General features: G+C 62.7%; 21 protein-coding genes. 9 read left to right on the top strand and 12 right to left on the bottom strand.

The window, feature by feature from the left end; genetic code table 11:
- Positions 1-17 precede the first annotated feature (17 nt).
- The 6 genes from OVY29_RS23410 to OVY29_RS23385 form a co-directional block, all read right to left on the bottom strand.
- Positions 18-2,681 carry a hypothetical protein gene (locus OVY29_RS23410; RefSeq protein WP_313912374.1) on the bottom strand — a complete coding sequence of 888 codons (2,664 nt, stop codon included), beginning with the start codon at positions 2,679-2,681 and terminating at the stop codon, positions 18-20.
- On the bottom strand, positions 2,678-3,787 hold the full coding sequence (locus tag OVY29_RS23405; protein ID WP_126849307.1) for an exonuclease SbcCD subunit D: 1,110 nt from the start codon (positions 3,785-3,787) through the stop codon (positions 2,678-2,680). The genes OVY29_RS23410 and OVY29_RS23405 overlap by 4 nt, the downstream gene beginning before the upstream one ends.
- Positions 3,788-3,809: 22 nt before the next feature.
- Positions 3,810-4,667: a nucleotidyl transferase AbiEii/AbiGii toxin family protein gene (locus OVY29_RS23400; RefSeq protein ID WP_126849306.1), complete on the bottom strand. Its 858-nt coding sequence runs from the start codon at positions 4,665-4,667 to the stop codon at positions 3,810-3,812.
- Positions 4,664-5,767, bottom strand: a complete 1,104-nt coding sequence (locus OVY29_RS23395; RefSeq protein ID WP_126849305.1) for a type IV toxin-antitoxin system AbiEi family antitoxin — start codon at positions 5,765-5,767, stop codon at positions 4,664-4,666. The genes OVY29_RS23400 and OVY29_RS23395 overlap by 4 nt, the downstream gene beginning before the upstream one ends.
- 78 nt (positions 5,768-5,845) lie before the next feature.
- Positions 5,846-6,406: a hypothetical protein gene (locus OVY29_RS23390; protein WP_126849304.1), complete on the bottom strand. Its 561-nt coding sequence runs from the start codon at positions 6,404-6,406 to the stop codon at positions 5,846-5,848.
- A 131-nt stretch (positions 6,407-6,537) separates the two neighbouring features.
- On the bottom strand, positions 6,538-7,020 hold the full coding sequence (locus OVY29_RS23385; protein ID WP_313912373.1) for a hypothetical protein: 483 nt from the start codon (positions 7,018-7,020) through the stop codon (positions 6,538-6,540).
- Between the two features lie 198 nt (positions 7,021-7,218).
- On the opposite strand from OVY29_RS23385, the gene OVY29_RS23380 reads away from it, so the two are divergent.
- Genes OVY29_RS23380 through OVY29_RS23370 form a run of 3 tightly spaced genes read left to right on the top strand, consistent with a single transcriptional unit; the run spans position 7,219 to position 12,726 of the window.
- Positions 7,219-7,950 (top strand): ImuA family protein, encoded by a 732-nt coding sequence (locus tag OVY29_RS23380; protein WP_126849302.1) that lies wholly within the window; start codon positions 7,219-7,221, stop codon positions 7,948-7,950.
- A complete protein-coding gene (locus OVY29_RS23375; RefSeq protein WP_126849301.1) occupies positions 7,871-9,415 on the top strand; it encodes a DUF6504 family protein in 1,545 nt (514 codons plus the stop codon). The genes OVY29_RS23380 and OVY29_RS23375 overlap by 80 nt, the downstream gene beginning before the upstream one ends.
- Positions 9,412-12,726, top strand: coding sequence for an error-prone DNA polymerase (locus tag OVY29_RS23370; protein ID WP_209612854.1), 3,315 nt, complete (start codon positions 9,412-9,414; stop codon positions 12,724-12,726). The genes OVY29_RS23375 and OVY29_RS23370 overlap by 4 nt, the downstream gene beginning before the upstream one ends.
- 140 nt (positions 12,727-12,866) lie before the next feature.
- Here the strand turns inward: OVY29_RS23370 and OVY29_RS23365 are convergent, their stop codons facing one another.
- From OVY29_RS23365 to OVY29_RS23355, 3 genes are all read right to left on the bottom strand, one after another.
- Complete coding sequence (locus OVY29_RS23365; protein WP_260591669.1) at positions 12,867-13,673, bottom strand: HNH endonuclease signature motif containing protein; 807 nt, start codon at positions 13,671-13,673, stop codon at positions 12,867-12,869.
- Between the two features lie 62 nt (positions 13,674-13,735).
- A complete protein-coding gene (locus tag OVY29_RS23360; RefSeq protein ID WP_313912372.1) occupies positions 13,736-14,632 on the bottom strand; it encodes an abortive infection family protein in 897 nt (298 codons plus the stop codon).
- Complete coding sequence (locus OVY29_RS23355) at positions 14,629-15,561, bottom strand: hypothetical protein (RefSeq protein WP_126849297.1); 933 nt, start codon at positions 15,559-15,561, stop codon at positions 14,629-14,631. The genes OVY29_RS23360 and OVY29_RS23355 overlap by 4 nt, the downstream gene beginning before the upstream one ends.
- A 204-nt stretch (positions 15,562-15,765) precedes the next feature.
- On the opposite strand from OVY29_RS23355, the gene OVY29_RS23350 reads away from it, so the two are divergent.
- From OVY29_RS23350 to OVY29_RS23340, 3 genes are read left to right on the top strand one after another with little or no spacing between them, the layout of a single operon-like run.
- Positions 15,766-16,605 carry a competence protein CoiA gene (locus OVY29_RS23350; protein ID WP_126849296.1) on the top strand — a complete coding sequence of 280 codons (840 nt, stop codon included), beginning with the start codon at positions 15,766-15,768 and terminating at the stop codon, positions 16,603-16,605.
- Between the two features lie 52 nt (positions 16,606-16,657).
- Positions 16,658-17,632, top strand: coding sequence for a DUF2971 domain-containing protein (locus OVY29_RS23345; protein WP_126849295.1), 975 nt, complete (start codon positions 16,658-16,660; stop codon positions 17,630-17,632).
- Positions 17,629-18,606 (top strand): serine protease, encoded by a 978-nt coding sequence (locus OVY29_RS23340; RefSeq protein ID WP_126849294.1) that lies wholly within the window; start codon positions 17,629-17,631, stop codon positions 18,604-18,606. The genes OVY29_RS23345 and OVY29_RS23340 overlap by 4 nt, the downstream gene beginning before the upstream one ends.
- Positions 18,607-18,914: 308 nt before the next feature.
- Here OVY29_RS23340 and OVY29_RS23335 read toward each other — a convergent pair whose 3' ends face one another.
- Positions 18,915-19,091 carry a DUF3606 domain-containing protein gene (locus tag OVY29_RS23335; RefSeq protein ID WP_126849293.1) on the bottom strand — a complete coding sequence of 59 codons (177 nt, stop codon included), beginning with the start codon at positions 19,089-19,091 and terminating at the stop codon, positions 18,915-18,917.
- Positions 19,092-19,140: 49 nt separating this feature from the next.
- Here OVY29_RS23335 and ligD point away from each other — a divergent pair, with 49 nt between their 5' ends.
- On the top strand, positions 19,141-21,129 hold the full coding sequence (ligD, locus tag OVY29_RS23330) for a DNA ligase D (RefSeq protein ID WP_409574494.1): 1,989 nt from the start codon (positions 19,141-19,143) through the stop codon (positions 21,127-21,129).
- A 4-nt stretch (positions 21,130-21,133) separates the two neighbouring features.
- Positions 21,134-21,934 (top strand): exodeoxyribonuclease III, encoded by an 801-nt coding sequence (gene xth, locus OVY29_RS23325; RefSeq protein WP_126849291.1) that lies wholly within the window; start codon positions 21,134-21,136, stop codon positions 21,932-21,934.
- 43 nt (positions 21,935-21,977) lie between these two features.
- Here xth and dinB read toward each other — a convergent pair whose 3' ends face one another.
- Positions 21,978-23,096: a DNA polymerase IV gene (gene dinB / locus OVY29_RS23320; RefSeq protein ID WP_209612853.1), complete on the bottom strand. Its 1,119-nt coding sequence runs from the start codon at positions 23,094-23,096 to the stop codon at positions 21,978-21,980.
- Between the two features lie 94 nt (positions 23,097-23,190).
- A complete protein-coding gene (locus tag OVY29_RS23315; RefSeq protein WP_209612852.1) occupies positions 23,191-23,805 on the bottom strand; it encodes an SOS response-associated peptidase in 615 nt (204 codons plus the stop codon).
- A 23-nt stretch (positions 23,806-23,828) separates the two neighbouring features.
- Here OVY29_RS23315 and OVY29_RS23310 point away from each other — a divergent pair, with 23 nt between their 5' ends.
- Positions 23,829-24,383: an SOS response-associated peptidase family protein gene (locus OVY29_RS23310; protein WP_260591690.1), complete on the top strand. Its 555-nt coding sequence runs from the start codon at positions 23,829-23,831 to the stop codon at positions 24,381-24,383.
- The last annotated feature ends 7 nt before the right edge of the window (positions 24,384-24,390 follow it).

Here is a 24,390-nt window from a genome sequence, read left to right as displayed (position 1 = left end):
AACCGGTCAAGGAGAGTTCAAGCAGCAGGCGCATTGAGGCGGTCATTCAGCATGGCGGAAGAAAGGCTGATCCTATTAGCAGCGACATGGCGGAACGTCCGATCGCGGCAGGTCAGCACAATGACCTGCATCCGCTCGGCCACCTCGCTCAGTATTTCGACCATCAGATCGAGCCGGGCATCGTCGGCATAGACGAGTGGATCGTCCAGGATCAACGATACCGGCCGCCCCTGGTCGAGAAGCATATCTGCAAACGCGATCCGCGTCAGTACCGCTAGCTGCTCCTGTGTGCCGCGCGACAGATCGCTGCACCCTTCGCTGATCCCGCCGCGCACCACAGCTTCGAGGGTGAGATCCTCTGAAAAACTGAGGTCGCAGCCCGGCAAAAGACGCTCGATGTGCCGCTTTGCGCGCTTTGCGACCGGTCCGACGAAATTGGCTGAGGTCTCATCGCGCGCTTCGTCAAGCGTATCGCGCAGCAGTTTGAGCGTATCGGCCTCCTCGGTGATCCGCTGCAGAGCCGCGCGTGCCGCCTCCGCCTCTTCGCGAGCACCCGCCTCCCGATCGGCGAGACCTTTGCCGCCCTCACTCTCAATCGTCCCCTCCAGTCGCGCCTCGTCCATCTCGAGCTTGGTGCGTGCCTCCCCCGCCGCCTTTGTCCGCGCATCGATTGTCTCGATCTTCCGCGTGATCACCGCAGGGTCGTGCGCCGTAGCGTCGCGCGCGGCCTCCTCCAGCTTCACAGCTGCCTCGGCGGTCTGCTCACGGGCACGAGCCAGGTCCACCGCGAGCGTCGGGAATTCAGGACGGCTTTCAATCGTCTCGATCTGGGTGCCGGCGTTGGTGAGAGTGCTGGCAGCACCCGCTTCCGCGCTGGCCAGCGGCGCGTCCTCTTGTTCAACACGGCGCAGGGCTTCGACAGCGCTCTCCTGGGCACCTTCGGCCCGTGCAAGAGTCGTATCAGCCGCTTCCAAGTTTGCGGTAAGCAAAGCGATATCCGGAATATCGGCTTCCACGATGGCTGTCTCGTCGATCAGTCCGACGACAAAGAGCTTTAGCGCCTCTGGACCGGCAGCGAGCTCGATAATGTCATCCGAAGCGGTGACAGCCGCAATGCGCGCAGCGATAGTGCGCAGCTCACTCGCGGCGTCGCGCGCGGCGTCGTTCCGTGCGCGTGCTGCCGACAGGCTCTCAACTTCCAACTCTAACAGAGCGGACCTCTGGCGCTCCAGCGCTGAAGCCAAAGCTCCTTCGGCGCTCGCCGCGCCTGCCGGCGGCGTGATGACCAGCTCGGCACTCCCGAACCGAACGCGAGTCTCGCCTGTAAGAGCGCGTTCGCCGAGCGCCATCGGCTCGCCATCTATCGATACGCCGGCTGCATCGCCCACCAGGGCAATCCGCGTGGCGCCTGCGGCCCGCAACGCGCGCGCTTCAGCTACGAGCCGCTCGTTTGTCTCAAGCGCTTCCATGGCTTTGGTGGAAATGATCGTCGTGGCAAGAGCCGCAGCCTCTCCCTGAAGCCGCTCAAGGTCGATGAGTTCGGTATGACGCGCGTGTGCCGCGTCTACGGCACTACGGCGACGCGAGGCGCGCAAAACGTCCTCGCCCGTGCTGAGAGCACGGCGAGCCTCCTGGCGGGCCGTGCGCGCAGCCTCCAGTGCGCTGCGTGTCTCGGCAAGACGTTGCTTCGCCGTTGCCAAGCCATCGAGAATTTCGGCGCGGCGTATGCGCGCATCGGCCAGCGCGAGTTCGGCGCTGTTCCGATCGTCCGTCGCCTTGCGATGACGATCGACAAGGTCTTCCAAGCTACGGGCCTTCGCGCTGATGGCCTCATGCTCGGCCCGCCGCGTTGCGAGGATTTGGGCGGCCGCGCGAGCTGTCTCGAGAGAGGCGGCGAGATCCTTCCGCGTTTGCACATCTGTGTCGTCCGCGATCTCGCGGTGAACGACCTTGAGCCGGGCCCGCGCAATTTCGAGCTCGGCGAACGTCCTTTCAAGCCCAGCCAGACGTTCAGCGGCGTCGCGCGCGGCCGCTTCCGCCTGCTCGACACGCTCGCGTGCTTCATTCTGTCGCCCGCGTTTTTGTCCGGTGGGGGACCAGTACCGCCCATATTGCTCGTCGATCCTGGATCGGACGCGCGTGTAGGCGGGGCCGCCCATGATTGAGCCGACTTCCGCTTCAAGCGTCGAGCGGACCGTGTCCCGCACGATCTGTCCTGGCCCGGTGACCGCGAGCGCCTCAGCTTGTGCGACCCAAAGAAGTCCGAGCGCGCCGTATGTGCCGGCATCGCCCTTCTGGCTGGTATCGCGTACTGACCCCAGCAGCGTGTGCAGGCGGGCTTCCGCTTCTTCGCCCTGTGCCTTGCCCTGTGGACCGGTGACCTCGATCGACGCGCCACGCAGGAAGCGCTTGGTCACCGTCCATGGCGCGCCATCGGCGTCGAACGAAACCTGAATCTCCGGTCCGACAGCTTCGCCATAAGGCGCGAACGATTGGGCAAGCTGGTTCTTCGTGCCGTGGCGAACGAAAAACGCCGCGCGAAGCGCCTCAAGCAATGTCGACTTACCGGTTTCGTTGGGTTCGATGACGATATTGAGACCGTCGGTCAGCCCCTCGATCGCCATTGGCTCCCGAAACTTGCGGAAGCCATCGACGGCGATACGACGCAGGTACAGGCTCATGCCCTGTCCTCCCGGCTATATTCGACGAAGAGGCGCTCCAGGGCACGCTTCGCGATCAAAGCGTCGGCACCGCCCGTTTCGATCGAGGCGGACAGCTTCGCCGCCGCGACGCCGAGCATGCCCTCTACCGAAAGGCTTGCGAGGTCGTCTTCGCTCGGGCGGCCGACAAGGTCGTCAGACCGAACGTCGAGATAACGGACCCGGTGCCCGACATCATTTTCCAGCCTGCCCAGCATCCCGACCCGATCCGTAAGGCTGGTGATTCCGGCCAGCGACAGTTCGAGGAGGGTGGACGGGGGATCAATGGATCCCAGCAATTGATCGCACTCGGCATCGAAACCGGCTTGGTCGTTCACCGTCCAGCTTCGCCTGATCCACTGGAAACGCCCCGTGCGGATCGGGGTGACCGACGGGTCGCCGCCTTCGGCTATATCGACGAGCAGCACGTGGCCGGGCTCGTCGCGCTGGAAGCGATCAGTTTCGGGTGTGCCGGCGTACCAGGTGCGCGCGTCGATATTGAGCGTCCCGTGCCAGTCTCCAAGCGCAAGATAATCGAGCGAGGAGCGACGGGCCCGGTCGGGCGCGATCTGGTTCTTGGTTTCGCCTTGGGTGCCGAAGTCACGGATCGATCCGTGCGCGAGGCCAATGCGAATGCGACTGCCGGGTGTCTCCATGCTGTCGAAGAGCTCGGTAGGATCATCGAGATTGTGGCGATGCGTAAGGGGCGCCGGCAGGAGCCAGATTCCCGGCTCGATCTCGTGAGGCTGCGCTTCTGCCAAGACGGTAATGCCGTTACCAGCGCGGTGACGCACGCGGTCCCAGAGGCCACCATTGCGCGCAAAGTCGTGATTGCCGGGCAAGAGCCACCACCGGCATGCATGGCGCTCCATTCGAGAGATCGCCTGAACGATCGTGCGGTCTTCTGGTCCCTCGGTGTCGAAGACGTCGCCGGCGACCAGAACGTGAGCCGCGCCGTGGAGAGCTGCCTCCTTGCCAATTGCATCAATGGCGTCGAAGCGTGCCTCGGACAGCGCGGCGCGTACCTCCGGCTCAAACCGGCCATACGGCTTTCCGAGCTGCCAGTCCGCTGTGTGAATGAGCTTCATTGTGGCTTCGCAGATCGGTGTGTCATCGCAATCCCATCGCACGGGCCCAGGCATCGACCTGACCAAAGGCATCCTGCTGCCACTCGTCCGGCGTTCGGCCGTCCAGGATATCGGAGCCTTCGACGAAATTGCGCACGCACGTCGGCCCGTAGCCGTCCGGATCGTCGAATTTCGCCACGACATGCGCGAAGCCGTCCCGGCCACTCTGATGCTCCAACAGCGGGCGGCAATCGTCCGCAAGCGCATCGATCCCGCCGGGATAATTCCGGATCGAGTAATAGACGTCGTAGGCGTCTTTCTGCTTGTACCGTCCGTCGAGCGCGAAGCCTTTCATGGCGAGAAGCGCCGGAATCGAGGCGACAGCGATCATCACCTTGTTGGTCCCGCCCTTGGGCATATCGCCTTCGATCGCGACGAGCTCGTGGAAGTGAATGGCAAGCTCCGCGCCCGACGCACGCTGGGTCGCGAATTCGGTGGTGAGCGGCGGCCGGTTCTTTTCCAGCACGGCGTCATAGGGCCGCAGGAAATCGACGATCACATCAATCGGCGGTCCATCGTCCTTCGGCTGGACCGTCCGGACCATCTGGAAATATTTGAGCGTGTCGCGGGGTGCGTACCCCTGTTCGTGGAGGGCATCGACGAGAGCGACATACTCCTCGCCGGCGGCCAAGGCCTGCGCGTCGAGACTGAGATCGATGTCGAGGGTGCCGACGTGGCGCATCTCGCTGTCCTCGAGCAGCAGCCAAGGCACGGCGCCGCCGATAACCGCGAACTTCCCACGAAAGCTGCCCAGCGTCTGGCCGATCTCAACGAGCACCGACTTCACAGCGGCGCTGGTGCGGTCGTCATAATCTGTGGCCGATTGCGGTTCGTCGTTCATGAAGGCCACCGCAAAAGCTTGTCCTTCAGATGTTCTGCCCCTTCGACGCCGCGCTCGCCGCCCGCCATGAGATCGAGATAGGTTTGAACCGGGCTCGTCGCGATGACCCCCGGTGCGACGGCCCGCGCGTCGTCGAGCACGCCATCTTCATCGGGGACGCGCACGACAATGTTCGCACCCTTTGCGGGTGCAGTCAGATTTAAGATTGTTTGCAAGGCGCCAAGGCCCTTCTCGTCAGCGTAGAAATAGCTGGTGCCTTGGCGAACGAAGGGCGCGTACCAATCGGCCGCGCTGAACGAGGCCAGCGCCACCCTTCCCTGCTCGGTCGCTAAATCACGCAGGCGCTCCGTCAGGGCTTTGCCATGGAGGTGGGTATAGAGGCGGACCTCCTCCCCTCTGGGCGGCTCATAGTTGCGGGCCCATTCGTCCAGCAGACCGGAAGGATCGACGAGCCGCAGCCCCTGTTCGGTCTGATCGGCCCATTCGCGTTCGCGCAGGGCGGTGCCGATCGTGCTGACCAACCCGAGGCTGACCTTGGCTTCTTCAGCAAGCTCGGTCACGCGCCAGGGCCGATGCGGCTCGTTCAGCAGTACGCGCAAGATCCGGGTCGACTTTGGCTTGAACAGGGTGCGCAGGGAACGTCGTTCGGGATCGGGTTTCCCCTCGACCTTGCGCTCGATGAAGATGGTATCGACAACGAGGCGCGCGTTGCCCTGAAAATCGAGGTAGGCGATGTCTTCCTCGCGACATGCCGCCTGCGCCTGTTCGGATAAATAGGGCGCGATGAACATCGGCACCCCCTCTTGGCCGGTCTGATCGAGATAGCGTTTGAGCTGGTAGGCCACTTGGTGCGCTATCCGGGGTTGCCCGTTGCCTTTGACCTCGACCACGATCTTGAGCGGTCGGCCGGCGAACTCGGTTTCCGCGACGATGTCTACGCCGCGATCAGCCTCGCCTGGCTTGCCGATCATCGTCATCTGGCCAAGGGCAAATTGGGGGATCGAGCCCAGGAAGGCCTTGAGCGCTTCTGCCGCCCGTCGTTCGGTGTCCATTGCGTCTTTCACCGAACCGTTGAAATCATGATTCGGCTGAAATTGCAAATTATTTCACTGAAACATGCTTTTCAACAAACCGTTGAAAGTCGCAGAATGGTGAAATGATCTATGGTCCCGGCGTGGTTATGAGGCTTTTTGAGACCAAAGGGCCCGAGCCGCTGCTTCGGTGATGGTGTACACCGCCTCGCGCTGAGCGCCACGATTGTGGTGGTCCACGCGGTAGCCCTGGTAGTGTCGTCGGACCAGACCGGCGCGCACGAGATCAGAAACGGCGCGGCTGACGTTGCACCGGCCTGAGCGCCGGACCCGTTCACGGACCTCATTGTCGATCGCCCTTGCGGCCTGCTCGGCGTCGTCTGGCAAGGCATCCTGCGCAGCAAGCGAAGCTTTGACCTCTTCGACGATGATCAGGCGACGGGCATCACGCTTTGCCATCGGAACCAGTGAATCGCACAACCAGTCGCGGAGCGGTACGCGAACCTCGTCTTCGGTATCGACATAGGGGCCCGCTGAACCGCTGTTCCCCCCGGCGGCTTTGGCAATCAGGTTGAGGACCATGAACGCATAGCGCGGTCGTGGCGAGAAATCCGCGATCCGTTCGATCAGCGCCGGCAAATTCAGGGGCTTGGCAGGCGCTCCCTGACCGACTTCAACGGCATCGAAAAGGTCGGCTTGGTGGAACATAAGATGAATCTTAGCATCGCTTGCGGCAATGTGAATCCCGTTCGTGCGTCTTTCGTCAGTTTTTTCTGCTGTGACACTTCTTGCCCGCTTGGCCGCTCGCGCGGCCACCGCAGGTCAGCCGCAGTTGGTATCTAGGCCTGCTCGACGGCCCGGAGGCGCTCGGTAACGTCGCTGACGCCTGGTGCATCCCACACATCATCGCGAAGGTAGAATTTATGGCTCTTCGTATAATCGACGAAGCTCGTTCGCTCGAACACCACGCTTGCAGGGATCAGCGCCGCGCGAATGACGCAGAAGTCGTCGTTGAAGAGAACGCCGACCAATATATCGAAACCGTCCGTCGACCGGATCGCCGACATCTGACGCGACTTGTTGCGCCTGTGCAGCCGCCGGCCCTTGATCTGATAGCGGACGCCGTCCGAGTCCGCCGCGTCGAAGCCCTTCTTCGAATTGGCCTCCTGCTCCCAACCGAAAGCTGCGCAAAAGAGATATTCGGCCAGGTCTCCGGTCGGATTGTTGGCAGACCGCAAGACGTTGCGCGATCGTAGTTCCTCGTTGATTGCGGCATGGAGCGCGAGCATCTCCGCGATAGACTTGCCATTGAGATCGTTCATCGGAGCAATCTGCCGGATTCCAACGTCGGCCGCTATCCAAGAGACCTCCACCAATTTTTTCGCGTCGGAGATGTGTCCCTTTTTGCCGGTCGTTGCGGCGACGGCGCGAGAGGCGATCTCCATCGCGCTTGACTCTGGCGCGCCCTCATCAGAACAAAGAGGGAACGAATCAACCGCCTTCCGAGTCTCTGTGATGCTATGCGCGAGTCAGCCGTCCTTGATGATCTACGTGCGCGCATCGCGCAGATCGAGTGCGCTGATGGGCGACACGACGCCATTCCGTTCGGGATTGAGAGCATTGATTGTCGCCTGCCAGGCGGTGGCATAGCCACAGGCGCGCTGCATGAGATCGCCGGCAGTACCGATCTGGCCGACGAGGCTAGCGCAACGGTGTTCCTTGCGGGCATTCTAGCGCGTGTCGAGGGTCCGGTCTTCTGGTGTCTGCGCTGGCGTGACCTCTTTGCCCCTGCCCTTCACCTGGCTGGACTGCATCCGGACCGGGTGATCCATGTCGAGGCCGGCAGCGACACCAACGTGCTCCTCGCGATGGAGGAATGTTTGCGCCAACCAGGCCTTGCCGGGGTGGTTGGCGAAGTCGCGAAATATTCGACGACTGCCTCCAAACGCCTGCAGCTCGCGGCAGAGGGTTCGGGCGTAGCCGCCTTCGTCTTCCGACGCGCCTCGAGGGTTGAGCAGGCCGTAGAGGGAACGGCTGCGGTGACGCGCTGGCGCGTGACAGCTCACCCCAGTGAGGACCTTGGTATTCCGAGCCTCGGGCGACCACGCTGGCGGGTTGAGCTGGAACGCGTGCGCGGCGGAAATCCGCACAGCTGGATTGTGGAGGGCTGCGATGCGACGGGTCGTATCGCTCTTCCTGCCGCACTGGTCGACCGACCGGCTGCGCAGGAAGAACGCCAGTTCGCGGCCTGACGCGGCACCTGCACCGATGGTCACGGCGATCCCGGACCATGGGAGACGGGTGGTGGCGTCCGTTGACGGGCAAGCACGGACACTCGGGATCGTACCAGGTATGACTATCACCAAGGCACGCAGTTTCGCGCCAGAGCTTCTGGTCATCGACGCGGAGCCGGAAGCCGACCTTCAAGGGTTGCGGCGTCTCGCGCTTTGGGCCGGGCAGCGGTACAGCCCCGTCGTTGCGCCCGATGTGCCAGATGGCATCTGGCTGGACATTACGGGTTGCGCCCCCCTTTTCGGGTCCGAGCAGGCGCTTCTGAAGGATCTGCACGGGCGGGTCGCTGGTTTTGGTCTCTCGTTGCAGCTGGCGGTCGCGGACACGGCGGGATGTGCGCATGCGGTGGCCCGCCAGGTTCCCGCTGGCCGCCCCGTGACAATTGCTCCCGGCGACCACCGCAAAGCGATGGCGCTGCTACCGATCGCTGCGCTGCGCCTGGATGCGCGAGACGTGGAAGGCCTCCGAAAGCTCGGGTTCGAGCGGATTGAACAACTCGTTGGTGCGCCGCGGGCGCCCCTCGCCAAGCGCTTCGGACGCCAACTCTATCGTCGGCTCGATCAGGCGCTGGGCCAGATACCCGAGCCTATCGATCCGATCTTCCCGGACCATCTGCCTCGGGCCCGCCGTGGCCTGATGGAGCCGATCGCCACGCCAGAGGCATTCGCAAGGGTGATCGGCGATCTAGTCGCCGACATCGTGGTCCAGTTGACCGCGTTGGGCAAAGGAGCTCGTCGGCTCGATTGTCATTTCGCTCGCGTCGATGGGCACCGGCAGGCAATTCGGGTCGGAACGGCCGCTCCGTCGCGCGATCACGCGCATCTGACCAAGCTGCTGTGCGCGAAGATTGAGACGATCGAACCAGGGCTGGGCATAGAAGCAATGACGCTCGTGACGCCGCTTGCCGAAGCGATGAGCGCTTCGCAAAGCGACGGCCTGGCAGGTTCCGGTCGCAAGGGTCCGGACATTGCCGCGCTGGTCGATGCGCTCGCTAATCGCTTCGGCCAGAGGCACCTTCACCGCGCGGGGCCTCAGCCAAGCGCAATGCCTGAACGCTCCGTGGCGCGGTTCGCGGCGTTGGCCAGTTCCAGCGGCATAGCTTGGGCAGGCGACCTGCCTCGACCGGCGCGCATGCTGGATCGGCCGGAACCGATCGATGTGGTTGCCCTGCTCCCCGACGAGGCACCTCGCTTGTTCATCTGGCGGCGAAGGCGATACCGCGTTACCCAAGGCGATGGACCCGAGCGCCTATATGGCGAGTGGTGGCGCGATCACGGCGTTGAAGGCGAGCAGCCCTATACGGTGCGCGACTATTATCAGGTCGAGACCGAAACCGGCGGCCGCTATTGGCTCTTTCGCGCAGGCGACGGGGAGAATCCGGTCACAGGGCCGATGCGCTGGTTCATCCATGGAGCGTTCGCGTGACCGCCGCTAGCGGCTACGTGGAGCTGCAGGTCACGACCCATTTCAGCTTTCTGCGCGGAGCCTCCAGTCCAGAGGAGCTTTTTGCCGCAGCCGCGCTCCTTGGGCTGCCGGCCCTTGGCATTGTCGATCGGCATTCGGTTGCAGGGATTGTACGTGCCTGGGACGCGGAAAAGACGACCGGCGTGCGTTCGATAGTGGGCTGTCGATTGGATCTCACTGACGGCACGGCACTGCTCGTCTATCCCACCGATAAGGCGGCCTATGGTCGCATGTGCAGACTCTTGAGCGTCGGCAAGGGACGCGCAGGCAAAGGCGCCTGTCATCTGGACTGGTCGGACCTCGAAGAATGGCACGATGGCTTGATCGCGCTCCTCGTACCCGATGGCGCCGATGCCACGACCGAGACCGCGCTTGCTCGCATGCGCCGCATCTTTGGAAATCGCTGCTATGCGGCACTGTCGATCCGCCGGCGCCCACGCGACGCGATCCGGCTTCGCGATCTTGCCGCCATGGCTGCCGCAGCGCGGGTGCCGACGATCGCTACCAACGACGTCCTCTATCATGCACCCGACCGCAGACTTCTGCAGGATGTCGTCACCTGTATCCGCGAGAAATGCACGGTCGATGATCTGGGCGAGCGCCGTGAGCGCTTTGCCGACCGCCATTTGAAAACAGCAGCGGAGATGGAGCGCCTTTTCCGACGCTATCTGAAGGATGTGAGCCCGGTCGCCCGTACGGTGGAGTTGGCGGCCCGATGCACGTTCAGCCTTGAGGAGCTCAAATACCAGTATCCGGACGAAATCCAGGTCCCGGGTCGCACGCCGCAAGAGGAGCTTGCGCGGCTGACGTGGGAGAAGGCCCCCGAGCGCTATCCTGAAGGCCTGGATGCCAAGGTGCGGTCGCAGCTCGAGCATGAGCTGCGACTGATCGCGGATCTCGATTATGCGCCTTACTTCCTGACCGTGCACTCGATCGTGATGGAGGCGCGCCGGCGCGAAATCCTGTGTCAGGGGCGCGGCTCGGCCGCCAACAGCGCCGTTTGCTACGTCCTCGGCATCACCTCGATCGACCCCGTGCGCTCCGAGCTGCTGTTTGAGCGCTTCGTCAGCGCGGAGCGCAGGGAGCCGCCCGATATCGATGTCGATTTTGAGCATGAGCGGCGTGAGGAAGTGATCCAGTGGATCTACGAAACCTATGGTCGTGACCGCAGCGCTCTGACCGCGGTGGTGACGCGATACCGCGCGCGCGGTGCGGTCCGCGAGGTAGGCAAGGCACTGGGGCTTTCAGAAGACATGACCGCAGGGCTATCCGGTGCGGTGTGGGGGTGGAGCCGGGAAGGCGTCGAGGAAAAGCATGCGGCCGAGCTCAACATGGATCTTAGCGACAAGCGGCTGATGCTGACGCTGGAACTGGCGCGGCAGCTCATCAACACCCCGCGCCATCTTTCGCAACACCCTGGCGGCTTTGTCCTGACGCGCGACCGGCTGGACGAGCTTGTTCCGATCGAGCCTGCGGCAATGGAAGACCGCCAGGTGATCGAGTGGGACAAAGATGACATCGATCTTTTAGGCTTCATGAAGGTCGATGTGTTGGCGCTTGGCATGTTGAGCTGCATGCGCAGGGCGTTCGAGTTTCTGGAGAATGACAAAGGGATCAAACACGACCTCGCCACGATCCCGGCGGAAGACCCCGCGACCTATGCGATGATTCGCAAGGCGGACACTCTTGGCGTCTTCCAAATCGAATCCAGGGCGCAGATGGCGTCGATCCCGCTGATGGCGCCGAAGACATTCTACGACCTGGTCATCCAGGTCGCGATCGTGCGGCCCGGGCCGATTCAGGGGGATATGGTTCACCCCTATCGGCGTCGCCGCAACGGCGAGGAGGCGGTGACCTATCCGACCGAGGAACTGCGACGGGTCCTGGAGAAGACGCTCGGTGTGCCGCTGTTCCAGGAACAAGCCATGCGGGTAGCCATCGAGTGCGCCGGCTTCACGGCGAGCGAGGCCGACCTACTTCGGCGAGCGATGGCCACTTTCAAGCTGACAGGCGGCGTGTCGCATTTCCGCGACAAGCTGATCGATGGCATGGTTGCGAGGGGCTACGACCGTGAGTTCGCCGAGAAGACGTTCAAGCAGATCGAGGGATTTGGGTCCTACGGCTTCCCTGAAAGCCACGCCGCCAGCTTCGCGCTGATCGCCTATGCCTCGTCCTGGGTGAAGTGCCATCATCCCGACGCGTTTTGCGCAGCGCTACTCAATGCGCAGCCGATGGGCTTCTACGCACCGGCGCAGATCGTGCGCGATGCGCGCCAGCATGGCGTCGAGATCCGGCCGATCGACGTGAACCACAGCCGATGGGATTGCACGCTCGAGGAGGCAGCCGGTCGTTACAAGGCCGTGCGGCTTGGCCTCCGTATGGTGCGCGATCTGGCCAATGCGGACGGCGCGGCCATCGTCACGGCACGCGGAAAACAGCTCTATTCCAACGTTGAAGAAATCCAGCGCCGGGCCCGCGTTGGTCGTGGGGCGCTTGATCGCATCGGCGAGGCGGATGGGTTCGGTTCACTGGCGCTCAGCCGTCGTTCGGGCTTGTGGGACGTGAAAGGGCTCGGCAACGCCGCCCTGCCCCTGTTCGCAGCTGCTGACGAGCGCGATGGCAAGCTTCGGCAGGAGGCAATCGAACCGACCGTGCTGTTGGCACCAATGGGCGAGGGAGCCGAGGTCGTGGAGGATTACCGCGCGTCCGGGCTGTCACTGCGTGCGCACCCGCTTGCGTTCCTTCGCGATGAGCTGAAGGCGCGAAAGATGATCACCTGCGAGCAGCTCCAGACCGTCAAGGACGGACGCTGGATCGAGCTGGCCGGCATCGTGCTGGTGCGTCAAAAACCCGGGTCGGCGAAGGGTGTCATGTTCATCACGCTGGAGGACGAGACGAATGTCGCCAACCTCGTCGTTTGGACCAATGTGTTCGAAAAGAACCGTCGCACGGTGCTCGGCGCCTCGATGATGGGCGTGCGAGGGCAGGTCCAGCGTGAGGGCGAGGTCATTCACCTCATTGCCCAGCGCCTCGATGACCTGTCGCCCCTTCTCGCCAGCGTCGGCCATCGTGTCGACGTTTCCGAAGTCTACCGCGTCAGTCGTGCCGATGTAGTCAAAAGCCCGATGCGCCCGGACCCACGCGACCTCGGCGCGTCGCCGCTTGGCAGGTCACCGCGGGATATCTTCATTCCGGATCTCCCCCTTGGGTCTGGTATCGTTCCAGGGCAGCCGACAGAAGGCATCAAGATCAAACCGCGCGACTTCCGATAACGTACGGTGCAACCAATATTGGGGCGAGGCGATCGCTCGCAGCGAATCCCAGGCACGGCAGATACCAAGCAACACTTGAGATTCCAGTTTCATCCGAACGACAGTTCGGAACGGGAATTGATGAGGCATTCCCGCGCTGGTCAGGCCACAGCAACAATGGCGATGAAGCGGAGGCGGAGCGCGGCGGCCGCCTCGCCATAGTGTGCTTCGCGATGATCGTTCGGGCACAGTGCAATGACATTGCCGATGAGGTCTGGGCCGCCCTCGTGCAGCGGCACGATGTGATGCGTCTCAAGATAGATGGCGCCGTCTGCTCGACGAAAGCCAGGTTCATCGCAGTGCTCGCAGCGACCGCAGGAGCGCTTGAGCACCGCCTCGCGGACCTTGGGATTACGGACGAAAACGGACCCGGTCTGCTCGCTCCGCACCGACGCGCCGCCGGGATCCGAATCGATCGAGAATTGATCGACGAAGGCCGGCGGCGCCGCGCCGCGTATAAGCAGATGCTTGCCGGTCGCCGCGTCATAGGCGCCGATCGACCACGGCTCCGGGTCGAGGGTTCGCAGCTCCACCTTTGAGGCTTCAGCATCGGGATCGTCGCGATCCCGGCGAACCCCGGCGTTGAGGATGACGCGGACCGCAAGATCGTCCCGAAGGGCGGCCTGGAGCGCCGCGTCGAGACGTGTGGCGCGCAGACCCCAGGGGTTGCCGCGACCCCGCGCATACTGGATCTCGGCATCCTCCCGAAAATTGCCGCGATGGACGATGCGGCCTTCGGCGTCTTCCGCCAGTAGGACGTGCCAGAGGTTGAGAACAATGGCGTTGCCGGCTTCGACGAAGACCCATTCGTAGCAATATTTGGGATTGGTGGCCGCCCCGGCCTCGCCCCGGCTGCTATTCGACCAGTCCGACACATCGAGACCCGCGGCGCGCACGAGGTCGATCACCCGATCCTTACGCGCTGGGCGCAGCGCTTCGAGCTCGGACGTGGCGGAGGGTTGTTCAGGCATCAAGGCTCGCCAGCATGCTGTGGCAGGGACCGATGCTCCTTGCGTTCCCAGCTCTCAATCAGGAACAAGGCGAGCGAACTTGCGGCGTTGAGGGCAAGGCGGGCGATCCGCGCGTCGATGCGGCGGAAGCCTTTCTCGCGTCCGTGGGCGTCTCCACCATGCGTCCGCAGTGCGCCGATGCCTTTGGCCACGGATGTCAAACCGCTGAGGGTTTGCCGAACGTCGGCTTCAACCTCGGACGGAAGGTCTGACCGACCAGGCGACAGCCCAAGCGGCTCCTGCACCGCACGGATAAGGCCATCGATGTCCTTCTTGGCGGGAAGCGGCAATTTGAGCTCGACGAGGATCGAGCGACAAAGCGCTTCGATCAGCGAGCACGCGGCCGTCACCGCATCCTCCGGATCATCTTCCAGATTGGGAAGAGCACGGGCGATCTCCATCTGAACGGTGTCGAAATCCAAGGTCGCGACTTTCTGGATGAACGGCTCGACGATCGTGCCCGACCCTCGGCGTTCTGTCAGAAGCGCTTTCCCGCCGACGATGACGACGGCCAAGCCGTCGGGAGCCAGCGCCTTGTTGAGATGCTCGCGCACGGCGATCGCTTTGTCAGGTTCCGCCAGGTAATCACGAGGATCACAAACCCGCTCGATGATCCGGGCGATAAGGGCATCGCCATTCCCGTCGTAATGGTTTGCAGTCTTGCGCAGAAAATCCGTCGTCGCTGGAACGCGCGAGCCAACGCCGATGCGCATGTCCAGCCCGCAGTCGAGGAAGAATTGCTCGATCTTGGGGCCAGAACGATAGATTCCGATGGCGGGCGCATTGTCGTTGCCGGCCCCGCCCGTGATGGTGTCGACCAGCGCCTTGACGACGAACGGTGAGAATTTACCGGTCACAGCTTCACCGAGAGTTGCAGGGGAATTGGAGACCAGTCGCCCTCCGCCTCGGGCATCAGATACATCTCTTCGATTGGCCAGGCGGGCGGCTGGACCGACAGGAAACCTTTAAGTTCACGTGTCAACGCATCCTGCCCGAACTGCGCGACCATCATGACCGCGCAAGCTGCGACCGCCATAAATCCATTGGCCAGGTTCGCCTGATCGAACTCATGTTCGCGGTTGTGCTTGACGCCATGATAGGCCGCAAACCAAGGGAGAGAATTTGTTGGATCGAGGACGTCCCAGCCGTCGAAGGGCCTGATCGGGGCAATGTCTGGACAAGGATGGAAGTGAACGGCGTAATCCCGCAGACCGAGAGGGGCGGCGAGCTTCACGAATTCATTCGTGTTGAATTTTGCAGTCGATCCGTTGGCCGTCAGAATGCCGCGCCAGTGCATCTCGACCTCGGTCGCCGCCAGGATCAAGAGGTTGCGGATTTCATGCCCATAAACCGACAGGGTGCTGGCTGCGGGCTGCACGACGCGACAGATCGCTCTTAGATCATCAATCAAGGATCCGAGTTGGTTCTGCGCGCTGGTGATATAGCGCTGCTCCTTTGCATCGTCGGGGAACCAGAGCGTTTCCTTCTCCCTCAACGCGAGCGGGCGTGCGACACGGGGGTGAAATTCCCCAGGCCGACGGACCATCCGCTGAAAGGGGCCGGAACCATCCAGTCCGTCGAGCCAGGGCGTTGAGCGCCGCAGGCACGCCCAGATCGTCTCGCCCGGATCCGCAGCATAATAGGTGCCCGCGCCCCCTTCGGGGTTGGTGACGCCCGCGCGCATTGCGGTCGCATCGACAAACCGCCATAGCTGCCGCCCTTGGCCGGGGCCCACGTCCCGGACGTACCAGCCCTCATCTCCCTGTCCGATTTGCGCCAGCGCCACGTTTCTCCCTTCCCATTCGCTACGTGCGTAGCGGATCGGGGTCAGGACCGCACGGCAAAGGTGCAACCGAGCCTAGGCGGCTCGCCTACGATCACCAACGGGCATCTCTCCCGCCCGCGTTGCCGCGGCCTCCCCGATCCCGCTATCCGATGCAATCGCTGATCCGGATACAACCGAGGGGTCCGCAGCTGGTGGAGCAAGATCATGCAACTCGCACTCGTCGGTTCAGAGCGGCTCGAAGCCTTCCCCGGCGGGCGTGGGCAGTGCCCGACCTGCGGGGCGGCGATGATCGCCAAGTGCGGGCCGCGCATCCTCCATCATTGGGCGCATGCCGGCCGGCGGAATTGCGACCCGTGGTGGGAGAATGAAACCGAGTGGCACCGTGAATGGAAAAATCTCTTCCCCGAGGCCTGCCGGGAGATTTCCCACACCGCGCCCGGCGGCGAGATTCACCGAGCCGACATCATGACCGCGACGGGGATCTACATTGAGGTGCAACATTCGGCGATGACCGACGCCGAGCGTATTTCGCGCGAGGCCTTCTACAAGAACCTGGTGTGGGTGATCGACGGGCGAGGTTTTCGCGGCAACTTCGAAGTCTATCATCGACTGCCCCATCCGAGTTCGGAGATCGCCCAGGACATCGTGTGGGCGAAGGCCACCCGGCCGATGCAAGGCGCGGCCGGTGGGCTGTTCTTCCGGCTTTCCGAGACGCAGCGTGACTATCCCGAACGGACGGTAACAAAGGCGACACTGAGTTTCGGGCGGATTTTCAGCCTTCGCGACATCCAGGCTGATGTCGAGGAGGTCTATTGCGGCCACCACCAATACGACTGGGTCCGCCCGCGGCGGACGTGGCTGGAAGCCACCTGTCCGGTCTACATCGACTTCGGCGGCGACTTTCTTGTGAAGCTCGAAATTTACGATGAGTCCAACCTGCCGTGTGTCCGCTATGTGCCTAAGACGACGTTTCTTCAGGAGGTCATGGTCGAGACGGACGCGCGGGCGATCGCGTCGCCTGTCTTTCCGCCGGACGACCGCTGACGCAGGCGGATACCAACGGGGGGGCTGAGTACGGCCGGAGTGAGGGGGTGACATGAGCGAACGCGTTCCGCCGAAGCGGCTCTACAAATATCGCAGCTTCAGCAATCTGACGCTGGGCATGCTCGTCAACGACACGGTCTATTTTGCCGACCCGACGACCTTCAATGATCCGCTCGACACGAAGCCCACGCTCGACACCGATCTGCCGAGCGCGGCGCTTGAACCCGTTCTGGCGCAGATGATTGAGGAACGGACAACGGCCGAGATGGCGGCGGCGGCAAAGACGATCCGCTACAACGGCCCAAAGACGCTCGATCATATCGCGCGCCAAAGCCGCAAGGCCGCCGAACGCCTGCTCGCTGATATTCGTTATAACGCCACCAATCCGGAATACGAGGTGGCCGATCCGGAGCAGTTCTTGCTTGGCCAATACGTGCAAGAGGAGCTGCTGCGGCGATACGACCGTGGGGTCTTCTCCCTCGCCGAGCGCGTCAACTGCCCGTTGATGTGGAGCCATTATGGCGACCAGCACCACGGCATTTGCTTCGGTTATTCGGTGCCGGCCGATGCTACCATCGACATCCACAAGATGAAGTATGGCGGCTCGCGCCTCGTCCAGGCCAGCGCGGTCTCGGCAATGCTCGCCGGCGACAGTGCGGCTCGGCGCGGAGTCGATGAAGCGGTCCTCCTCAGGAAGGCCCGCCCTTGGGCCTACGAACGCGAATGGAGGCTGCTGGGTCCACGCGGCGAGCAGCATTCGCCGCTTGAGCTCGAAGAGGTCATCTTCGGCATGCGCTGTTCTTCGGCGGTCATGTTCGCTGTTATCCGGGCTCTGGAAGGCCGGGATCGTCCGGTGCGCTTCTACGAGATTCGTGGGCAGCATGGGCGCTTCCTCCTCGACAAGCGCGTGGCGGATACTGCCGAGCTCCTGGCGACGCACCCGCGACGGAATCGCGGGATTTTCGAGATTTTCAGCGAGTTCGAGGATCTAGACGCAGCGGACGCCGATAGTCTCGGGACGCAATGACCGATCGAACGATCTATGACGCCGCGGGCGGTGGGCATCCCGTGATGGAATCTGCGTCGGTCGTAATCGCCGCGGCGCAGCGCGAGCCCCTGCTGCACCAAGAGCTTCATATAAAGCCGGTCGGGCTTACGCCCTTCGCGGACGACGGACTTTACTTCATCGAGAATATGGATGGCCTGGAGGGCAGCATCCTTACTCTCGCTGCTTTTGGCGACGGGCAATGCGCGATCTATGGCTCAGCAGCGTTGGTCGCCCCGGGCATCGCCATCGCCGCAGCGCATGTCATCGCGGAGCATGACGGCGACGGGCTGTTCGAGGCGGTCGACGCCGCGCTCTATGCCTTCGGCGTGAGCGCGACTGGGCTCGCTGCTTGGCAGGTGTTGAAGATCACGTACAGCCTCGACGGCGACCTCGCAGTGCTGACCCTCGCCCATGCCTGCGAACCCCGCTCGCCGGTCGACGTGGCGCATTTCTTGCTCAGCGCGAAGCTGCCGCGGGTCGGCGACCGGGTGACGGCAGTCGGCTTCCGTCCGCGCAACGCCCGGCAAGCACTTGAACCCGAAATTCAGGTGCTTCCCGACGTAGCCGGGACTTTCCTGCTCAGCTCGGGCGCGATACTGGAAGTCTGGCCGCAAGGCCGCGACCGCGTGATGGCGCCCCGACCTTGTTTCGCGGCGGCGCTCGCCACCGTCGGTGCGATGAGCGGTGGCCCGGTGCTCGATGCCGACGGCAAGATGATCGGGATCGTCACCAGCTCGGACGAGTCCGCCACTGCACCTTACACGATGGTCACGCTGATCTGGGACGCCCTGCTAAAGCCAGTGTCTCCCGCTTGGCCGCCGGGCTATTGGCCGCCAGGCGGCGGTCTTCTAAGCGACTTGCTCGATCCTGAAGAGGGCTGGCGGCTGCGCAAGTCGACCGAGGATGAATTTCGCTACGAGTTTGATCCATCGGCGGCAAAGCCCAAAGCCTAACCCTCGGCGAACGGTAAGACTTCCTCGTTCCGTTCATTTCAAAAGCGTGCTGCGAACTTCTTGGTTTGGTCGATTGCTGCCGACGACTTGTGGGACAATTCCCCCATCCGCAAAGACCCCGCCGAAAAGGGACGGCACGGAAGTGTCTTTCGCGTGCCTGTCCTGACGGCGACTTCGCGGCCACCGTCATGGCCATCTACCGGGTCACTGTCGCGTTCGTCGTAAACCTGGGGCGCTCCGGAATAGTCCCCGGGCACTCACCTCTGCGATCCGGAAAGTCGCATTATACTATGATGCGCGCCAATAACTTACCGCTTCAAATATTCGCCCACCGCGTCGGCGCCATTGCCGACTGCCTTCACCGCCTCGGCGAGCTTGTCGCGGCTGACACCGAACTTATTGGTCCAGTATTCCACCTCATAATCCTCGCCGAGCGCGATGCGCGAGCTATCCTGGGGCGCGCGGAGCGTCTTGTCGTCAGCCATTTCCATACCTCCTTGATGCGGGTTGCTGCCCTAACGGAACGCCGGTTGCCTGAAGAGTTTCCGCCAGCCTTTTCCAAAGGCGCGCTGTGTCGATGAACCGAGTCACATCAGCGCTGGAACGAGTCTGCCAGGCACGAGTCTATCAGTCATGGCCAAGTTGCTCGCAGAACCAGGGGAAGGAAGGGCCCGGAAACCGTCGAGGGCTCGAGCTTTACCAGCTTTGAGACCGCCCCCTTTTCAACCCGTCCAGCTGGCAACTTTGGTCGACACAGTTCCAACCGGCGATCGCTGGCTGCACGAAATGAAATATGATGGCTACCGGCTGCTCGTCGCCGTCGGCGGCAATGAAGCCCGCGCGTACACGCGGTCCGGCCTGGACTGGTCGGAAAAGTTCGCTGGCATCGTCGGCGAAGCGGGCAAGCTCAACATTCGGTCGGCGCTGCTCGACGGTGAGGCGGTCGTGATGGACGATAGCGGGCGTTCCAGTTTCCAGGATCTCCAGGGAGCGCTCAAAGGCGCGCCGTCCAGTATCGATTATATCGCTTTCGATCTGCTCGAGCTCGACGGGGAAGATCTTACCCGGTTGCCCCTCGCGGAGCGGAAGGCGAAGCTGCGTGAGATCCTACCCGAAGGAAGCCACCGCATCCGATATTCGGAACATATCGAGGGTAACGGCGAGAAGCTGCTTCACAGTTTCTGCGACGCCGGGCTCGAGGGCGTCATCTCAAAGAAGGCCGACGGCCGCTACATTGGTTCGCGCTCGGGCGGCTGGCTTAAGACTAAATGCATTAAGCGCCAGGAGTTCGTCGTCATCGGCTGGACGCCGTCCGACAAGTCGCGCGGGTTTCGTTCGTTAATCCTCGGGATCCATGAGGGGGGCGAGCTGCGATACGCCGGAAAGGTCGGAACGGGCTTTAGCATGGACGAGATAGAGCGTCTGATGGAGACGATGCGCCCGCTCGAGCAGACAACGCCAACTGTGAACGCACCTCGTGCGGAGGTTCGCGGCGCCCATTGGCTTCTACCCAAGCTCGTAGCGGAGATCGCCTACACCGAGATGACAAACGAAGGCACGCTGCGCCATCCGAGCTATCTCGGGCTCCGCGCCGACAAGAAGGCTGAAGCGGTCGTCCTTGAAGTCGAGCAATCGGTGACCGAGATCGCGGCACCGGCGGTATCGCGCGTCAAGATCAGCAACACCGACCGCATCATCTTCCCGGAATCCAGCATTACCAAAGGCCAGCTGGCGAACCATTATGCGGGGGTCGCGCCGATCATGCTGCCGTGGCTGGGCAGCCGCCCGATCAGTCTGGTGCGCTGTCCGCAGGGCCGCGCCAAAAAGTGCTTCTTCCAGAAACATGACGCGGGCAGCTTTGGCGACGCCGTCAAACATGTCGGCATTCTGGAGAAGGATGGCCACGAGGAGCCCTATCTCTTCGTCGATACCGCTGATGGCCTGATGACCTGCGTCCAGATGGGAACGATCGAATTCCACGGCTGGGGTGCCCGTATCGAGGATGTCGAAAAGGCTGACCGCCTTGTTTTCGACCTGGACCCGGACGAGGGGCTGGACTTTGAGAATGTGCGCACCGCCGCCTTTCATTTCCGCGACATCCTAAAATCGATCGGGCTTGAGACCTTCCCGATGCTCACCGGCGGGAAGGGCGTGCATGTAATCGCGCCGCTCGTACCGCAGGCCGAATGGCCGGAGGTGAAGGATTTCGCGCACAGGCTGGCCCAGGCCGTGGCGCAAAGCGATCCGCAAAACTTCACCGCGGCGCTGCCCAAGGCGCAGCGCAAGGGACGCATCTTCGTGGATTACCTGCGCAATCAGCGCGGCGCGACGGCTGTCATGCCCTATTCGGTACGGGCGCGCCCGGAGGCGCCGGTCGCCGCGCCCATCACCTGGAAAGAAATGGAGACGATCGACGCGCCGAACCACTTCCACATCGGCGATGCCGATGAACTCGTGAAACGGGCTGCCTCCAAGGTGTTGAAGGGCTGGGGCCGCGCCGACCAGACCTTGCCGGACCTGTGACACGGTGAAGATCGCTACCTACAATGTGAATGGCGTGAACGGTCGCCTGCCCGTGCTTCTTCGGTGGCTGACGGAAGCGCAGCCTGACGTCGCGGTGCTTCAGGAACTGAAGGCTCCCCAGGAAAAGTTTCCGGAGGCTGCCATCCGGAGCCTCGGTTACGACGTCATCTGGCACGGACAGAAGAGCTGGAACGGCGTCGCTATGCTGAGCCGCGTCGGCGACATCCATGAAACGCGGCGCGGCTTGCCGGGAGACCCTGATCCAACCCAAAGCCGATACATCGAAGCCGCAGTGAACGGCGTCCTCATCGCAGGCCTGTATCTGCCGAACGGCAACCCATGTCCCGGTCCGAAGTTCGATTACAAGCTCGCCTGGTTCGAGCGGCTGATCGAGCATGCGGCGGAGTTGCTGGCGACCGGCGCGCCCGTGGTGCTGGCAGGTGACTTCAACGTGATGCCGACCGAACGCGATGTCTATAAGCCGGAGCGTTGGCTGGACGATGCGCTGTTCGCGCCTGAGGTCCGTGCTGCCTATTTCCGGTTGATCGAGCAAGGGTGGACGGATGCGCTACGGACCATCCATCCCGACGAGACGATCTACACATTCTGGGACTATTTTCGAAACGCCTATGGCCGCAATGCCGGGCTTCGCATCGACCATCTTCTGCTCAGTCCCGCCCTCGCCGGCCGGCTCGTCGACGCTCAGGTCGACCGTCACGTGCGCGGATGGGAGAAAAGCAGCGATCACGCCCCGACATGGATCGAGCTGGCGCCAGAGAAGGCTGCGCGAAGGCGACGGACCTGACACCAGCCTCAATCGGAGAGCGCGGCCGATCGCGGGGAGCGCCTCACGCTCCTTCGTCGACTAGCTCGGGCGCAGCTTGCGGATCGTCCTCGAACAGCTGTGGTGCGGATGCCGGGGAGGCGTCCTCAAACGTCGATACTGTCACTCCGACAAGACGGATCGGCTTGGTGGTCGGAAGAATCGACCGGATCAGGTCGAGAGCCGCTTCGCGAAGCTCCTCAAATGTCATTATCGCCGACGGACGGCTCCTACGGCGGGTGATCTGCTGGAAATCAGCGTATTTGATCTTCACGGTCGCTGTTCGGCCAAACGCTTGGCGCTTCTCGCACCATGCCCAAACCTCCTCGGCCATGCGGACGACGCCAGCCTCGATGTCTGCAGAGGCGACAAGATCCTGCCGGAACGTGGTTTCAGATCCCGACGATTTGCGTATCCGGTTCGGATTGACCGGGCGCTCATCCTCGCCGCGCGCGATCGCGAAGTACCAGTCAGCAGAACTGCCGAAATGCTGCTGCAGGAAAGCGAGCGACTTTAACCGGAGATCGCCGCCTGACTCGATGCCCAGTCGCTTCATCTTCTCGGCCGTCACGGGGCCCACGCCGTGGAAGCGGGAGACGGGCAGCGTCTCAACCCAGGCTGCACCCATGTCTGGGGTGACCGCAAACTGCCCGTTGGGCTTTCGATGGTCCGAGGCGAGCTTCGCGAGAAATTTATTGTAGGAAATGCCGGCGGACGCGGTGAGGCCGGTTTCCGCTAGGATGCGCGCGCGGATCTCCTTGGCGGTAAGCCATGCTGTCTTCAGGCCGCGGCGATCGGCGGTCACATCGAGATAGGCCTCGTCGAGCGAGAGAGGCTGAATGAGGTCGGTGTAGTCGGCGAAGATGCTGTGGATCTGTTGCGACACAGCGCGGTAGACCTCGAAGCGTGGCGGGACGAAGATGAGATCGGGGCAGCGCCTCAGCGCGGTCACTGACGGTAGCGCCGATTTGACGCCGAAGGTCCGCGCTTCATAGCTCGCCGCAGCCACGACGCCCCGCGTCGCACCGTGCCCTACCGCGACCGGCTTTCCCCTGAGCGAGGGGTCATCACGCTGTTCCACGGACGCGAAGAACGCGTCCATGTCGACATGAATCACTTTTCGGACTGCAGACTCGCAAACCATGGATGCCGAGTTAGCACGATCCGAACATAAAGAGAACGTTTGCTTGACGACCGGTCGATTCGAGTGGTGGCTTTAGTGGCGCCGGCAGAAGAGTTCAGATCATGGTATGCTGCGCAGCAAGCGGCGGATAAACCCGTGCCGTCGTCAGGCTTCCCTTTGGCAAGCTTCGTAGCACGGCGCTGGCCGGAACGGTCGGGTCCAGCCAGTCGGACCACTGATCCCGGGTGAGCGGGATGATCTGGCGCGAATGGTACGGCGCGACGTCTTCCCCCGGTTCCATGGTCAGCATCGTGAAAGCCTCGCCATCCGGCGTCTCGCGCCAAATGCCGGCGATGCAAAACCAGGGATGATCGCGAAGAGTGAACAGCCATTTGGTCTTACGCTTCTGCTTAGGATCCTCGGGCTTGGTGAATTCGTAGAAGCCGTCGGCTAGAATGAGGCACCGGTGGGATGTGAACTCCCTACCTTCCGACCTGAAGTTATAGACCGGCTTGCCGCCCTGCCCGGCCCAACTCCATCGACGGTTGAGCAGTTCACCCGTTCCGCGAGCCTCCCCACTCCGCACGATTGGGGCGGTATCGCTGATCTTGATGTCCTCGCGAGCCTCGACGTTCGGAGTCCCCTCGGGCATTTTGACCTTGATCTTGAGGTTATCGAAATCCTCGACGATCGACGCGATATCGACTTCCAGGCGATAGTCATTGCACATCCGGCTTCTCACTTTGATCTGGCTTGCGACTCAACGACGTTCCCATTATGTTCCTTGCGATGGACAAGGCAACACCCTTCGACACAGATGCGCCACTCGGCTCACAGCGCGCAATCATCCGCTACAACCCGGCGAAAACGCTGGAACTGGAAATGGTCCACGCCAGGTGGGGTTCCGATCCACGCTTCGGCGCGGGGACGTCCTTCAGGTTCGTGCGGTCTGAGGGCAAGACCTTCCCGAGCCATCGTTGCCTCGTGCCCGCCTCCGAATTTCACATGACGGTTGGAGACAAGCGGTATCGGGTGACGCTTGATGGCGGGAACTTCTTCTACCTCGCTGCGGTCTGGGAGCCAGCGATGGCCGACTGGCCAGAGAGCTACAAGATCGTCACCGTTACGGCGAACCCGGAGGTCAGCCGGTTCCAGGAGCGGCACGGCGCGATCATTCACCGGCGGCAAGTCATGCAGTGGCTTGACCGAACCGTTCCAGAGACCGAATTGCTAGAGACACCACCGGCGCGAACCTTCATCATCGAAGAGATTGCGGGTAGCGCAATTCAAACCGCGCTTGCCTTGTAGCGACGCC

The organism is Sphingopyxis sp. SE2 (genome assembly GCF_032227185.1).
Taxonomy (GTDB): domain Bacteria; phylum Pseudomonadota; class Alphaproteobacteria; order Sphingomonadales; family Sphingomonadaceae; genus Sphingopyxis.
The sequence above is the reverse complement of the archived record's forward strand: the minus strand, read 5'-3'. Positions and strand labels throughout refer to the sequence as shown.